Source organism: Salinimicrobium sp. 3283s, from assembly GCF_039602225.1.
In the GTDB taxonomy this organism is placed as follows: domain Bacteria; phylum Bacteroidota; class Bacteroidia; order Flavobacteriales; family Flavobacteriaceae; genus Salinimicrobium; species Salinimicrobium profundisediminis.
Genome location: NZ_CP143631.1, coordinates 3,079,728 through 3,092,532 on the forward strand (window position 1 = coordinate 3,079,728; position 12,805 = coordinate 3,092,532).

General features: G+C 41.7%; 16 protein-coding genes. 11 read left to right on the forward strand and 5 right to left on the reverse strand.

The features are described from left to right. The first annotated feature begins 2 nt into the window (after positions 1 to 2). The 5 genes from VS868_RS13675 (at position 3) to VS868_RS13695 (ending at position 3,874) form a co-directional block, all read left to right on the forward strand. Positions 3 to 1,043, forward strand: a complete 1,041-nt coding sequence (locus VS868_RS13675; protein WP_266070545.1) for a cytochrome d ubiquinol oxidase subunit II — start codon at positions 3 to 5, stop codon at positions 1,041 to 1,043. Positions 1,044 to 1,116: 73 nt separating this feature from the next. Beyond that, a complete protein-coding gene (locus VS868_RS13680) occupies positions 1,117 to 1,581 on the forward strand; it encodes an isoprenylcysteine carboxylmethyltransferase family protein (protein ID WP_266070547.1) in 465 nt (154 codons plus the stop codon). Between the two features lie 6 nt (positions 1,582 to 1,587). Beyond that, complete coding sequence (locus VS868_RS13685) at positions 1,588 to 2,661, forward strand: MBL fold metallo-hydrolase (protein ID WP_345598347.1); 1,074 nt, start codon at positions 1,588 to 1,590, stop codon at positions 2,659 to 2,661. Then, a complete protein-coding gene (locus VS868_RS13690; protein ID WP_266070551.1) occupies positions 2,633 to 3,250 on the forward strand; it encodes a class I SAM-dependent methyltransferase in 618 nt (205 codons plus the stop codon). Before VS868_RS13685 ends, VS868_RS13690 begins: the two co-directional genes overlap by 29 nt. A 12-nt stretch (positions 3,251 to 3,262) precedes the next feature. Then, on the forward strand, positions 3,263 to 3,874 hold the full coding sequence (locus VS868_RS13695) for a class I SAM-dependent methyltransferase (protein WP_266070553.1): 612 nt from the start codon (positions 3,263 to 3,265) through the stop codon (positions 3,872 to 3,874). A gap of 57 nt (positions 3,875 to 3,931) precedes the next feature. Here VS868_RS13695 and VS868_RS13700 read toward each other — a convergent pair whose 3' ends face one another. The 5 genes from VS868_RS13700 to VS868_RS13720 form a co-directional block, all read right to left on the reverse strand. Further along, positions 3,932 to 5,995: a cytochrome c biogenesis protein CcdA gene (locus tag VS868_RS13700; protein ID WP_266070555.1), complete on the reverse strand. Its 2,064-nt coding sequence runs from the start codon at positions 5,993 to 5,995 to the stop codon at positions 3,932 to 3,934. A 50-nt stretch (positions 5,996 to 6,045) separates the two neighbouring features. Continuing rightward, positions 6,046 to 6,639: a TlpA disulfide reductase family protein gene (locus tag VS868_RS13705; RefSeq protein ID WP_266070556.1), complete on the reverse strand. Its 594-nt coding sequence runs from the start codon at positions 6,637 to 6,639 to the stop codon at positions 6,046 to 6,048. Between the two features lie 23 nt (positions 6,640 to 6,662). Next, the gene (locus VS868_RS13710) at positions 6,663 to 7,082 is read right to left on the reverse strand and encodes a sulfur reduction protein DsrE (protein ID WP_266070558.1); all 420 of its coding nucleotides are present in this window, start codon (positions 7,080 to 7,082) and stop codon (positions 6,663 to 6,665) included. Then, positions 7,063 to 7,485 (reverse strand): DoxX family protein, encoded by a 423-nt coding sequence (locus VS868_RS13715; protein ID WP_266070560.1) that lies wholly within the window; start codon positions 7,483 to 7,485, stop codon positions 7,063 to 7,065. Before VS868_RS13715 ends, VS868_RS13710 begins: the two co-directional genes overlap by 20 nt. Positions 7,486 to 7,573: 88 nt before the next feature. After that, on the reverse strand, positions 7,574 to 7,921 hold the full coding sequence (locus tag VS868_RS13720) for a hypothetical protein (RefSeq protein ID WP_266070562.1): 348 nt from the start codon (positions 7,919 to 7,921) through the stop codon (positions 7,574 to 7,576). A 131-nt stretch (positions 7,922 to 8,052) separates the two neighbouring features. Between VS868_RS13720 and VS868_RS13725 the strand changes: the two genes are divergently transcribed. The 6 genes from VS868_RS13725 (at position 8,053) to accC (ending at position 12,800) form a co-directional block, all read left to right on the forward strand. Continuing rightward, on the forward strand, positions 8,053 to 8,367 hold the full coding sequence (locus VS868_RS13725; protein ID WP_266070564.1) for a hypothetical protein: 315 nt from the start codon (positions 8,053 to 8,055) through the stop codon (positions 8,365 to 8,367). 2 nt (positions 8,368 to 8,369) lie between these two features. Further along, positions 8,370 to 8,858 carry a DUF2231 domain-containing protein gene (locus tag VS868_RS13730; RefSeq protein ID WP_266070567.1) on the forward strand — a complete coding sequence of 163 codons (489 nt, stop codon included), beginning with the start codon at positions 8,370 to 8,372 and terminating at the stop codon, positions 8,856 to 8,858. A gap of 129 nt (positions 8,859 to 8,987) precedes the next feature. Then, on the forward strand, positions 8,988 to 10,325 hold the full coding sequence (locus VS868_RS13735) for a rhodanese-like domain-containing protein (RefSeq protein ID WP_266070569.1): 1,338 nt from the start codon (positions 8,988 to 8,990) through the stop codon (positions 10,323 to 10,325). A gap of 9 nt (positions 10,326 to 10,334) precedes the next feature. Then, positions 10,335 to 10,691, forward strand: a complete 357-nt coding sequence (locus tag VS868_RS13740) for a DUF3703 domain-containing protein (protein WP_266070571.1) — start codon at positions 10,335 to 10,337, stop codon at positions 10,689 to 10,691. Positions 10,692 to 10,822: 131 nt separating this feature from the next. Continuing rightward, positions 10,823 to 11,308, forward strand: coding sequence for an acetyl-CoA carboxylase biotin carboxyl carrier protein subunit (locus VS868_RS13745; RefSeq protein WP_266070572.1), 486 nt, complete (start codon positions 10,823 to 10,825; stop codon positions 11,306 to 11,308). A gap of 49 nt (positions 11,309 to 11,357) precedes the next feature. Next, complete coding sequence (accC, locus tag VS868_RS13750; protein ID WP_266070573.1) at positions 11,358 to 12,800, forward strand: acetyl-CoA carboxylase biotin carboxylase subunit; 1,443 nt, start codon at positions 11,358 to 11,360, stop codon at positions 12,798 to 12,800. The last annotated feature ends 5 nt before the right edge of the window (positions 12,801 to 12,805 follow it).

Consider the following 12,805-nt stretch of genomic DNA (forward strand, 5'->3'; position numbering starts at 1 on the left):
TTATGCTGTATGTTGTCCTTTTCTTCCTGTTGTTTTCCCTGTTGCTTTACGTGTTGCTTGGGGGTGCAGATTTTGGCGCAGGGATAGTAGAATTATTTTCTTCCCCACGAAATAAAAGAACCACCCGTGATACCATTTACAGGGTCATGGGGCCCGTTTGGGAAGCCAATCACATCTGGCTCATTATCCTGTTAGTGATCTTATGGGTTGCATTTCCTGCTTACTTTAATGTGATCGTGATCTATTTGCACGTGCCTTTTGTGCTGGTGCTGCTGGGTATTACCATGAGAGGGGTGGCGTTTATATTCCGTCATTACGATGCCATTGTAGACGAATCTCAGGTGTGGTACAACTGGATGTTTAGAATTTCCAGCCTTATTACACCGGTTTTTCTGGGAATGTCTTTTGGAGCTTTAATAGGCGGAAAGATCATTCTTGCTGAAGATTTCTCCAGTTACAGCTTTTATGATCTTTACATGCTACCCTGGTTCAATGTATTCACCTTGCTTGTTGGGCTCTTTTATGCTGCCCTCTGTGCTTTTCTTGCCTCCACATTGTTGATTGGAGAAACTGAGGGAGAGGTGAGAAAAATCTTCAGCCGCAAATCGGCTTATTTTACTATTGCCCTGGTTTTACTGGGCTTTATTTTGATCATTTACGGCTATGTGCAGGAGGTGCTGTTTATTCAGGATTTCATTCATAATCCTGTTTCTTTGGGTGCCGTTGGTATGTCGGCCCTCTTATTGATACCGCTATGGAGAGCCATCAAAAGGCAGAACAGGATCGCCAGCAGGTATCTTGCAGGCTTACAGGTGGTTTTCGTGTTATTCGCTGCCCTTTATGCCCATTTTCCCTATATCATTATTACTGCGGGGAAGGAATTAAGTTTACTGGAGGGGCTGCCTCCTCACAGCGTGATCCAAAATCTCGGTGTGATGTTGTTGATTGGAGGAGGGGTAATTCTCCCCGGACTTTTCCATTTAATGAAATCTTTCGGGATGATCAAGATTTTTAGAACAGGAGAAGATGAAGTTGGACAATAGATACTGGAATTTAATTTTTCTCTTGTTACCTTCCGGAAGATGAGCAAACCGAATTAAAATATTATTCAGAAGTATGGCTGTCCCACAAAAAGATAAAATTCTTGTCGCACTTCAAATTTTGCTGTTGCTCGTATGGATCATACCTGTAGAAGCATGGAATTTTGAATTGTCAGAAAACCTTCAAGGCCTGGGCTTAGCTGGTGCTGTGGTGGGTTTTGTACTGGTGTTGGTTGCTTTTTTTCAGATGAAAACCAGTCTATCTCCTTTTCCCAGCCCCCGTAAATCTGCAAAACTCGTTACAGGTAGCGCCTTTGCCTTTGCGCGACATCCCATTTATTCAGGTGTGATTTTTATGGCTTTAGGGCTTTCGGTGTGGTTTGGCTCGGGTTATAAGTTGGTAATCAGTTTACTGTTGTATATTTTCTTCTATTTAAAAAGCAGGTATGAAGAAAAGCTGCTTTTAAAGGTCTTTCCTGAATATGCCATGTACAGGAGGAATACCGGGAGATTTTTTCCTAAATTTAAAGGAAGAATTTGATTAGCTATGATGAAGAGATTTGGAAAAACTCCGACGGGGCATCGCCTGCAGCGGATAAAAAACTCCCGGCACTACCGGGAAGGCAGTTTTAAGAATGTTGAGGTAACTTCGGTAAATCCGGATGATGCTTCAATGTTCACCATCCTCAAAAAGATGATTTTGCGACCTTCTTCTGTAAAACCTGCAGGAGAGTTGCCACATTTAAAAACCGACCTTAAAAATCTCGATCCCGAAAAGCCACAGCTCGTGTGGTTTGGGCATTCTTCTTACTTGCTTCAAATTAATGGCTATACTGTGCTGGTAGATCCGGTTTTTAGCGGCAATGCTTCCCCTTTTCGCTTCTTCGGAAAAGCTTTTGAGGGCGCAGATGCTTTTAATGCTGAAGATATGCCGAAAATAGACCTGCTTATTATTACTCATGATCATTACGATCATTTAGATTACCCTAGTATAAAAAAATTGGAGCCAAAGATCGGGAGGATTGTAACCTCTTTGGGCGTAGGAGAACACCTGGAAAACTGGGGTGTCAAAAATGGCAAAATTGATGAGCTTGATTGGTGGGAGTCAAGGGAGATACAGACTGATGTTCGGGTTAGTGCCACCCCATCCAGGCATTTTTCAGGCCGCGGTATTAAGCGGGCCCAAACCTTGTGGTCTTCTTTTGTGCTTGAGATCTTCGGTTTAAAAATTTTTATTGGCGGAGATTCGGGATATGACAGGAGTTTTAAGAAAATAGGAGAAAAACATGGCCCCTTTGATCTTGCGTTGCTGGAATGTGGACAGTACGGCGAATACTGGCCCCAAATACATATGTTCCCGGAGCAAACCGTACAGGCAGCACTAGACCTGCAGGCAAAAACAGTGGTTCCCGTGCATTGGGGAAAATTTGTGCTTTCTTACCATCCATGGAATGAGCCGATACAAAGGTTTGTAACAGCGGCAAAAAAGGCAAACCTCAACTTCATTTCTCCACGAAATGGAGAACCTGTAGATTTTACTTCAGTTTACCAACAGGAAGCCTGGTGGCTATTTGATAATAAAGATGAAAAATATGAACGAGAGTCAGCAACATTGGGATAAGGTATATTCAGAAAAAGCACCAACCGAGGTGAGTTGGTATGAGCCTATGCCACAAATATCCCTTGAGCTTATAAGAAGCTGCGGAATTTCTAAAGACGCAGCAATAATAGATATTGGGGGAGGAGATAGCTTCCTTGCCGAATTTCTGGTTTCTTTAGGATATACAGATGTGACAGTAGTAGATATCTCTTCAAAAGCTATAGAGCGGGCAAAAGAGCGGATGTGCGAAAAAGCCGATGAAGTAAAATGGATCATTGTCGATGCTTCCAAGTTTGAACCGGAAAGGAATTACGACCTGTGGCACGATAGGGCTGCGTTTCATTTTCTTACCGGTGATGATCAAAAAAAGGATTATTTGGAAAGGGTACAAAAGGCAGTAAAACCCGGTGGTTATGTTATTATGGGAACTTTTTCGGATAAAGGACCCGAAAAGTGCAGCGGACTTGCAGTACAGAGATATTCTGTGAATGACATATGCCAATTCTTTGAGAAGGAATTCAGCATGTTGAACGGAAAGAATGTAGATCATCAAACACCTTCAGGCGGAACACAAAATTTTACTTTTTGCAGTTTTCAGAAGAAAAAATAAATTAGAAAAGAGATGAAAGAATTTTGGAACGATAGGTACAATAGTGAAGAATACATATATGGAGAGGTGCCTAATGAATATTTTCACTCGCGGTTTACTCAGTTCGATCCCGGGGAAATATTATTTGCTGCTGAAGGAGAAGGCAGAAATGCCGTTTTCGCAGCTAAATGTGACTGGAAAGTAACTGCTTTTGATATAAGTGCAGAAGCCAAAAAGAAAGCTGAAAAACTTGCTAAGAAACATGAGGTCGGGTTGGATTACCGGGTGGGGGAACTGCCAGACCTGGGGTTTGAAAAAGGGGATTTTGATGCCGTAAGTTTGGTTTATGCTCATTTTCCTGTAGAAGTTAGAAAAAATTATCACGAGTTATTGATCTCTTATTTGCGAAGGGACGGGTTGATATTCTTTGAAGGCTTCAGCAAAAAGCATAAGATCTATCAGGAGAAAAATCCGGCAGTTGGAGGTCCAAAAGATGAAGCTTTATTATTTTCTATGGAGGAGATAAAACAGGATTTTGGAAGTCTCAAATTCCTGGAATTGTATGAAACCGAAGTAGATTTAAAAGAAGGGAATGGGCATGACGGCCTGGGAGCAGTGATACGCTTTGTAGCCCAGAAGAAGTAATTATAACCCGCAGTAAAATCGACTCAACTGCGGGTATTTAATTTTTAAAAAGTGATCTTAATTTCCTGCCTGCCCTAAAAATGGAGGTTCCGAATTGTCTAAGCTTTCTTCATATTTGGCTTTTCCGGCATCCAGAAACTCTACGAATTCCTGTACGTCAAGATCATATGCTCTTGGAGGAGAAAGTAACTCTTCATTGTCTCCAACCAGGGTGTAGTAAGGCTGCGCGTTGGCATTAAGCTTCTGGATCATGAAATCCATGTTCTGTTTGCCAATGGTCTTTTTTATTTTATTATCGTAAACAGAAGTGTACCATTCTTCCCTGGGGAGTTCTGTTTTTTCATCCACATACATGGCGACCACTATGTAATCTTCTTTTAACCTTTTCAAGACTGCAGGATCACTCCATACAGCGGCTTCCATTTCCCGACAATTCACACAGCCGTGGCCGGTAAAGTCTATAAAAATGGGTTTATTTTGCTTTTTTGAGCAGGCAAGCGCCTGTTCGTAATCAAAATATCCTTTGATGCCATGGGGCAGTTCGAGGAAATCGTCGTACTTCGGCTGTTCACATTCTGCGGCAAGTGCGTCCTGTTCCGAAGATACATCTGTATTCAGGAGTTGAAAATCATGGGTACTCATTGGCGGTAGGTAACCTGCGAGTGCTTTTAAAGGTGCACCAAAGAGTCCGGGGATAAGATAGACCACAAAACTAAACACCAAGATTGCGCTGAGCAATCGTGATATAGAAGTGCTTTCAGATTTCTGTTCATGTGGAAAAATGATCTTTCCTAAAAGATAAAATCCGAGCAGAGTGAAAATTACGATCCACAGGGCCAAATAAATTTCCCGGTCAAGGAGGTTCCAGTGATAAACCTGGTCTACCATACTAAGAAATTTAAGCGCGAGCGCGAGTTCCAGAAACCCTAGAACAACCTTTACAGTATTGAGCCAGCCGCCACTTTTAGGCAGGGAACTAAGCCATCCCGGGAAGATCGCAAAGAGCGTGAATGGAATTGCAAAGGCAGTAGAAAAACCTAACATTCCTATTAAAGGTTTAATTGCCTGTCCACTGGCGGCTTCCAGTAAAATAGTTCCTGCGATGGGACCTGTACAGCTAAAGCCAACAAGTACAAGTGTAAAAGCCATAAAAAATATACCTGATAAACCACCTTTATTGGCCTGCGTGTCAATATTATTCACCAGTTTATTCGGCAATCTTATTTCAAACAATCCAAAGAAGGAGAGAGCGAATAATACAAAAATCGCAAAGAACAAAAGATTGGGAAGCCAGTGTGTGCTTAAAAAATTAGCAAAACCAGCTCCAAATATTAAAGCGAAAACCGTTCCTACGAGGGTATATATAGCTATGATTGAAACACCATAGATAACCGCATTCAAAATTCCCCTTGAGCGGCTACCGCTGGATTTTGTAAAGAATGTAACGGTCATGGGGATCATGGGAAAAACACAGGGAGTAAGCAAGGCTGCCAGTCCTGCACCAAATGAGATGAGGAAGAAGGTCATTAATCCCATCCATCCTTTTTCTTCTTCCACAGGCTCGAAGGTGTTGGTAAACGGCTCCAATTCTGTAAGAGGTGGTTGACTTGAAGTGTTAGAAGGATTTACAGTATTTGCTGCTGCACCTGCTTTTTCCCCTGAAAGGTCAATAGAGAACTCCGATTCGTAGGGAATACATTGTCCGGTCACATCTGAACAGATCTGGTAGGTAACACTTCCCGAGATCACCGGTTTTTCCCCAATGAGTTTGATCTTATGCTCAAAAATCGCTTTTTCGATAAAGTAGGTAACATCTCCTTCCCAGATTTCTTCATATTTTTCTTTGGGCTCTACCGGTATGATCTCTCCCAAAAGTTCAAATTTTTCGGAAGGATCAAAATTGAATTCTGTAAGCATTGGCCCCAGGTTGGGATCAAAATCACTAGAGTACATGTACCAGTCCTGAGGTATATCGGCAGTAAATGTTATGATAACCTCATCTCCCGGTACAGCATCATTATTATCTGCCTTTACCTGCCATTCCGGTGCTTCCTGCACCTGTGCTACGTGAGGAAGAAATGAGAATAATGCCAGCAGGAGGCTCAAAAATTTTGTTTTCATGAATTCTTTTTGATTAAAGGAAAGGCTACCGGGTTAGGGTAGCCATTTCTCTATTGAAGCTCGGTTAGAAACTGTTTGAAATCTTTTGTGTCAAAATCCCCCATTCCAAGATGGGTAAGTGCAAGATTACCATCGGCATCTATCACATAGGTAGTGGGAATACTGCGGGTAGAATACATTTGGGGTATTGGTCCTGCAGCTTTATAGATCTCAAAACCGTAACCTTTTCTATCCTTAAACTTTTTAGCTTTCTCAAAGTTTTGATCTACAGAGAGCATTATAAATTCGACATTGTCGTCTTTCACATCCTGGTAAAGCTTATTAATTCCTGGCATCTCAGCGATACAGGGAGGACACCAGGTGGCCCAGAAGTTTAGAAAAATAACTTTTCCGCGAAACTGCTCCATATTAACTTTTTCACCTTTGGAATTGACCAGGTTAAGGTCCAGGACTGCACCTTTGGCCGGAGTTACCGCAGCTATATCAGCTTTTTCTTCAATTTTTGGGTCCATAATTCCGGTGGCTAAAATTCCACGTTGCAGAAATCCAAACACCTCTGTGTGCAGGCCGGTGACAAAAAGGCCAATCAGGACTGCTCCTATAATTCCGTATTCTATTAAATTCTTTTTCAGTTTCTTATTCATGATAAATTCGTTTTTTGTTGATATTATAATTCAATACTTAAATAACCCTTCTTTTGTAATTCAAAGTTGTAGAGAATACCGTTTTCTACCACATTTAAGCTCTGGTGCAGTTTTTCGCGATCCACTCCAAACTTTTTCAGGGAGAAACCACATGCATTTATGGTAACATTTGCCTGCCCGGCCTGCGAGATGAAATCCTTCATCATTTCTTCATTGGTGAGGTTTTGAACAGCCTTACCACAAACTACTACCTGGAAATCTCCAAAATGATGTCCGTCTTGTTTAGCAAGTTCCTGTGCCGCCAAAAGAATAGGTTTTAACTGGGGGACTTTTCTGGTAAGAACTACGTAATTCGTGTTTTCTGAAGGCTGTGTTTGCGCCTGAGTATTAACTGTAAATAATGCGAACATGATTAATATGCTGCTATAAAATATCTTTTTCATGATTTGTATTTTGAGGTTTATCGAAATCGTTTAATATGAAGAAAACAAGCCCGCCCATAATAGCGATGTTTTTAAATAAAGGGCCAAGGGTCGTGATCTGTCCTACCTGAATGGTCAGAGTAATCGGAATAAGAACGGCAAGTAAAACTACTGCTGCCCATCGGGTCCTGAACCCAATTAATAAACTTATTCCTGCCAGGAGCATCACAATTCCGGAGGCGATCACCATTACACGCGGTTCTCCAAAAAAATAGGCTATACCTTTAAAACTGGCCTGCTCTATTCGTTGCAGCGTTTTTTCCACTTTGAATAAATGGCTTGAACTCGCTACAAGAAATATCCCGCTTAACATCATTCGGAAAATTTGTACCGAACGACGGCTCACTAAGGTTGTAGTGGTCATTGTAGTAATTAATAAAATGAATGTATAATGGCTGTGATAATCTGCAGAGAGCCAGATTTTCAGCCGGAATAATTTTCAGGAATTGAAATTAAACCCTGGGGGGCGGATAGAATTTGTTCCGGGAAATAGAAAAAATCCCCGGCGCCCGGTAACTGTGTTTTTTGAAGTTGTCGTGGGTAACAATATTGACCTCCTCGTCCGGCTTAAAGTCAAAAGCCACCTGGCATAGGTAGTCAAATTCAAAATGAGATTCTAAATCTGCCTGTGCAAATTCATCTGGAGAATCCTTGTCCAGTTGCTGTTTAGGACACATTTTATTTACCAGGGTAACTTCAGAAGCATTTAAAATGATCCCTAAGAGTTTTGCATCTATTGAGACCATCTTTCCAAAGAAAAGAAGGACCAAAAATGCCGCTATGTAGTTTTTAAAACCCATGAGGAGCAAAAGTAATAATTGATCTGAAAAATATGTGTCACATTTGTTACATAAGTTTCATAGGGTTTTGGGAAGAACAGCATTTTAGGTAAATTAGAGGTTCGAAACAACCGTAAACTAAATTAAAACTTATGAAAACCAAATTTGTCAATTCTCTGTTATTTTCTGCAATTTTCTTGTTTTTTGCCTGTGGTGAAAGCACAGATGTAGTGGAATCGGGAACTTACCAGGGAACAATTCAGGAAGTAGAACCCTCAAAGACAGAGATCTATGTTGAAACTGATGAGAACCAAATCCTCGAACTCTATTTTAGCGATAGTACAAGCCTTACCCGTGATGGGAACAGCGTTGAATTCTCTACTTTGAAAGAGGGCATGAAAGTGGAAGTTGAGGTAGAAAAAGAAGGGAAAAGACTTAATCCATTGGCGGTTAGGGTCCTCGAATAAATATGGAAGAAATACCCGATTTTTGGCGGACAGAGGTTTTTCATCCTCTGTCTGTCCATTTCCCCATCGCCTTGCTGGTGGTGGCTTTCTTGTTTAAGGTAATAGCGTTAAGATACTCCCGCGACCTATGGGAGCGGGGAGGAACTGTTTTACTTATTGCCGGGGTTATTACAGTGTGGATCGCTATTTTTACCGGAGACCTTGCAGATGGTATAGTTTCAAGAAAAATTTGTGATCCTACTGTTTTAAAAGATCATGAAAATATGGCCTGGACTACTGCCTGGCTTTTTACTGCTGGCCTGGGAGTAGATCTTTTAAGGCAGCTTAAATATCCTATTTTTAATAATATATTATTCAGAATAATCCTGATCCTCTTGCTGGCTACCGGCACCGGTACCCTTACTTATACCGGACACCTTGGTGCTACTTTGGTTTATCAACAGGCTGCAGGGGTTTATGTTCCCTCAGGCAACTGTGCTGAATTTGAATAGAATAACAGCTGTAAATTTCGAAAAATATCTTCTGTAACCCTTGTTACGTATCATCCTGCCAAAAAAGGGTATTTTTGTCCTGGCTTTTTATGGGGTATACCCGTAGCTGAAGAATTTAAAATATACATCATGAAAATCAAACAATTTAAAGATAGTCCCCTTGCACACTACTCCTATGCCATAGTAAGTGATGGGAAGATGGCGTTGGTTGATCCCAGTAGAAATCCTTTACAGTATTATCGATATGCTGAAGAGGAAAATGCACAAATTGTGGCAGTTTTTGAAACCCACCCCCATGCCGATTTTGTTAGTAGTCATTGCCAGATCCACGAACAAACAGGTGCTACTATTTATGTAAGTAAACTTCTTGGTGCCGATTATGAACATAAAGCTTTTGATGAAGGAGAGTCGCTTCAAATGGGGCAGGTAACTTTTAAAGCAATAAATACCCCGGGACATTCCCCCGATAGTATCACTATTGTTGCTGAAGCTAATGAGAAAACTGCTTTATTTACTGGTGATACCTTGTTTATAGGTGATGTTGGCAGGCCCGATCTTAGGGAAAAAGTGGGAAACATGACTGCGAAAAGGGTAGAGCTTGCAAAGGCCATGTACCACACTATTCAAAACAAATACAATGATCTGCCGGGCGAGGCATTGGTTTATCCCGCTCATGGCGCAGGATCGCTCTGCGGAAAGAATATGAGCACAGATTCCAGCAGTACCCTTGAAAACGAACGTAAGTACAACTGGGCATTTCAGGAGCAAACAGAAGAAAAGTTCGTGGAAACCATTTTGCAGGATCAGCCATTTATTCCGCATTACTTCGGATTTAATGTAGATGTAAACAAAACCGGAGCCGAAAATGTACAGCAGACAAAGGCCGCTGTTAAGCTTCAGCTTTTGGTAGATAAAGTGGAAGAAGGGATCACTGTTGTTGATGTACGCGATGCCGACACCTTTAAAAAAGGGCATTTACCGAACAGCATTAATATTATGGCCCGTAGTGAAAATGACAAGTTTGAAACCTGGCTGGGGGCTATCGTTAAACCGGAAGAACCTTTTTACCTTGTGGTAGACAGCGTTGAACAGGTAGGCGAAATCCTGGAGCGAACTGCTAAAATAGGCTATGAAAAGCAGGTGAGAGGCGTGGTAAGCCTTTCACGTAATTTATTGGAAAGTTCAGATAGTTTCGATTTGGAAGATTTCAAAAATAATCAGGAAAAATACAACATTGTAGATATCCGGAATGATAGTGAGGTAGCCCAGGGAAAGATCTTTAAAAGTGCTATTAGCATTCCTCTTAATGAACTAAGGGAGCGTTCTAATGAAATTCCTGCAGATAAGCCTATAGTAGTGCACTGTGCCGGTGGGTATAGATCTTCGGCAGGGAGCAGTATTATTGAGAACCATTTTCCGAAGACCAGGGTTTTTGACCTAAGTGAAGACATTAAGAAATTCAGTTAATCTTCAAAGATGAAGTTTTATACTAAAATTCCGAAGCGGATTAAATATTTCTACCTGCGCGAACTTGTTCAGTATAAACAGGCTTTGCGGCAGGGGGATTTTATCCATGCATGGCACCATCTTGAGCGGGCGCATATCATTGGGCAGGCTTATCCCTGGGAACATTCTTATGCACATTGGCTTATGCTAAAGTTTGGTATAGGTATAAAAGATGCTAAAGAAGTACTGGGACAATTGCCCCGGCTGCTTATTGGAGGTGTAAAATCTTTTGTGGGTAAAATTCCTTTGGGAAATACGGGAGGAGCTAATGTCCCCCCTTTACAGCCCATGCCAGTGCCACAGGATATTCAGGAACTTTTCAGGTAATGAGGCTTGAAATATTGAGTGGAAAAAGTCACCTTTGTGTGGCTTTTTTTTTTGCCTATAATTCAAAATTTCCTAAAATTCCCGGATTATTATTTTTTATATTTACCAAAAAGCGCATAAAAAACGCATAAATGGAAGAAAAATATAAAGTAAAGGTAAACGGGAGCATGGAATTCGAGTTTACCCGGGAACAAATAGAAGCTCTTGATCTACAGGAGAATAATGACGGGCCTGGCCACGTGCTCCACAACCATCGATCATTCACAACCGGTCTTCAAAAATCCGATTTTTTAGATCGTTCTTACACTGTCAAAGTCAATTCTTCACCCTACGAGGTGAAAATTTTCAATGAACTCGATCTGCTCATTGAAGATATGGGATTGAGCCTGGCCGCCGCACAGGTAATCAATGATATTAAAGCACCTATGCCCGGAATGATCCTGGATGTACAGGTAAAGGCAGGGGATGAGGTAAAGGAAGGAGATTACCTTTTAGTTCTTGAAGCTATGAAAATGGAAAATACCCTGACTGCGCCACGCGACGGAGTGGTAAAAACAGTTACGGTCGAAAAAGGGCAAACGGTAGATAAAAACCAGTTGCTTATTGAAATGGAGTAAAACATAAGTTCCGGTTTTCAAGCACCAATTTCCAAATTAAAAAATCAGAATGAAAAAGATACTTATAGCCAATAGGGGCGAAATTGCCCTTAGAATTATGAAGACGGCCCGAAAAATGGGAATAAAAACTGTCGCAGTATTCTCTACGGTTGACCGTAACGCACCTCACGTAAAATTTGCAGATGAGGCAGTATGTATAGGGGAAGCTTCTTCAAATGAATCTTACCTGCGTGGGGATAAAATTATTGAAGTCGCAAAAGATCTTGGGGTTGACGGGATCCATCCCGGCTACGGCTTTTTAAGTGAGAATGCCGGTTTTGCCGAAAAAGTGGAGCAAAATGACCTTACATGGATTGGCCCGGGTTCTAAAGCAATCAGGGTTATGGGCAGCAAACTGGCTGCAAAAGATGCCGTAAAAGATTACGGTATTCCCATGGTTCCGGGTATCGATAAAGCCATCACAGACCCCGAAAAAGCCAAAAAAATTGCCGCTGAAATTGGATTTCCAATCTTGATCAAAGCTTCGGCCGGAGGTGGCGGAAAAGGTATGCGCGTGGTGGAGGAAGAGAAAGATCTTGAAGACCAGATGAAGCGGGCAATAAGTGAGGCAGAATCGGCTTTTGGAGATGGTTCTGTTTTTATTGAGAAATATGTGGGTAGTCCGCGGCACATCGAGATACAGATCCTCTCCGATACTCATGGAAATTTTCTGCACCTGTTTGAACGCGAATGCAGTATTCAAAGACGCCATCAAAAAGTGGTAGAGGAAGCTCCTTCAGTTATCCTTGATGAAGATTTGCGTCAAAAAATGGGAGAAGCTGCAGTCAAAGTGGCTAAAGCCTGTGATTATGTAGGTGCGGGGACAGTAGAATTCCTCATGGATGAGAACAGAAATTTTTATTTCCTGGAAATGAATACCCGCCTGCAGGTAGAACATCCTGTAACCGAATTGATCACCGGGATAGATCTGGTTGAGCAGCAAATTAAGATTGCCCGGGGAGAAGCTTTGGCTTTTTCCCAACAGGATCTAAAAATTTCGGGTCATGCTTTAGAGCTGCGGGTCTATGCTGAAGATCCGCTCGAAGATTTCATGCCCAGTGTGGGGGTGCTCGAGAAATACAAGACCCCGTCTGGAGAGGGAGTGAGGCTTGATGATGGTTTTGAAGAAGGTATGGAAGTGCCTATTTATTACGATCCTATGCTGGCAAAACTTATTACCTACGGAAAGACCCGTGAGGAAGCTATTGAGCGAATGCTTCAGGCGATAAACAACTATGAAGTAAGAGGAGTGAGTACTACGCTTCCCTTCGGAAAATTTGTGTTTGAGCACGAAGCCTTCCGAAGTGGAAATTTTGATACTCATTTTGTAAAGAAATATTATTCCGCAGAAAAGCTGGAATCCCAGACCCGTAACGAAGCCGAATTGGCTGCATTAGTTGCATTAAAACAGTATTTACAGGACAGGGAGAAATTGAGATTACCCAACAAGTAAAACCA

What these genes read in the sequence shown, in the direction of transcription:
- VS868_RS13745 (WP_266070572.1), top strand. Translation starts at nt 10,823, where the DNA reads ATGGAAGAAAAATATAAAGTAAAGGTAAACGGGAGCATGGAATTCGAG.
- VS868_RS13730 (WP_266070567.1), top strand. Translation starts at nt 8,370, where the DNA reads ATGGAAGAAATACCCGATTTTTGGCGGACAGAGGTTTTTCATCCTCTG.
- VS868_RS13700 (WP_266070555.1), bottom strand. Translation starts at nt 5,995, where the DNA reads ATGAAAACAAAATTTTTGAGCCTCCTGCTGGCATTATTCTCATTTCTT.
- VS868_RS13705 (WP_266070556.1), bottom strand. Translation starts at nt 6,639, where the DNA reads ATGAATAAGAAACTGAAAAAGAATTTAATAGAATACGGAATTATAGGA.
- VS868_RS13710 (WP_266070558.1), bottom strand. Translation starts at nt 7,082, where the DNA reads ATGAAAAAGATATTTTATAGCAGCATATTAATCATGTTCGCATTATTT.
- accC (WP_266070573.1), top strand. Translation starts at nt 11,358, where the DNA reads ATGAAAAAGATACTTATAGCCAATAGGGGCGAAATTGCCCTTAGAATT.
- VS868_RS13715 (WP_266070560.1), bottom strand. Translation starts at nt 7,485, where the DNA reads ATGACCACTACAACCTTAGTGAGCCGTCGTTCGGTACAAATTTTCCGA.
- VS868_RS13675 (WP_266070545.1), top strand. Translation starts at nt 3, where the DNA reads ATGCTGTATGTTGTCCTTTTCTTCCTGTTGTTTTCCCTGTTGCTTTAC.
- VS868_RS13680 (WP_266070547.1), top strand. Translation starts at nt 1,117, where the DNA reads ATGGCTGTCCCACAAAAAGATAAAATTCTTGTCGCACTTCAAATTTTG.
- VS868_RS13685 (WP_345598347.1), top strand. Translation starts at nt 1,588, where the DNA reads ATGATGAAGAGATTTGGAAAAACTCCGACGGGGCATCGCCTGCAGCGG.
- VS868_RS13720 (WP_266070562.1), bottom strand. Translation starts at nt 7,921, where the DNA reads ATGGGTTTTAAAAACTACATAGCGGCATTTTTGGTCCTTCTTTTCTTT.
- VS868_RS13725 (WP_266070564.1), top strand. Translation starts at nt 8,053, where the DNA reads ATGAAAACCAAATTTGTCAATTCTCTGTTATTTTCTGCAATTTTCTTG.
- VS868_RS13690 (WP_266070551.1), top strand. Translation starts at nt 2,633, where the DNA reads ATGAACGAGAGTCAGCAACATTGGGATAAGGTATATTCAGAAAAAGCA.
- VS868_RS13735 (WP_266070569.1), top strand. Translation starts at nt 8,988, where the DNA reads ATGAAAATCAAACAATTTAAAGATAGTCCCCTTGCACACTACTCCTAT.
- VS868_RS13695 (WP_266070553.1), top strand. Translation starts at nt 3,263, where the DNA reads ATGAAAGAATTTTGGAACGATAGGTACAATAGTGAAGAATACATATAT.
- VS868_RS13740 (WP_266070571.1), top strand. Translation starts at nt 10,335, where the DNA reads ATGAAGTTTTATACTAAAATTCCGAAGCGGATTAAATATTTCTACCTG.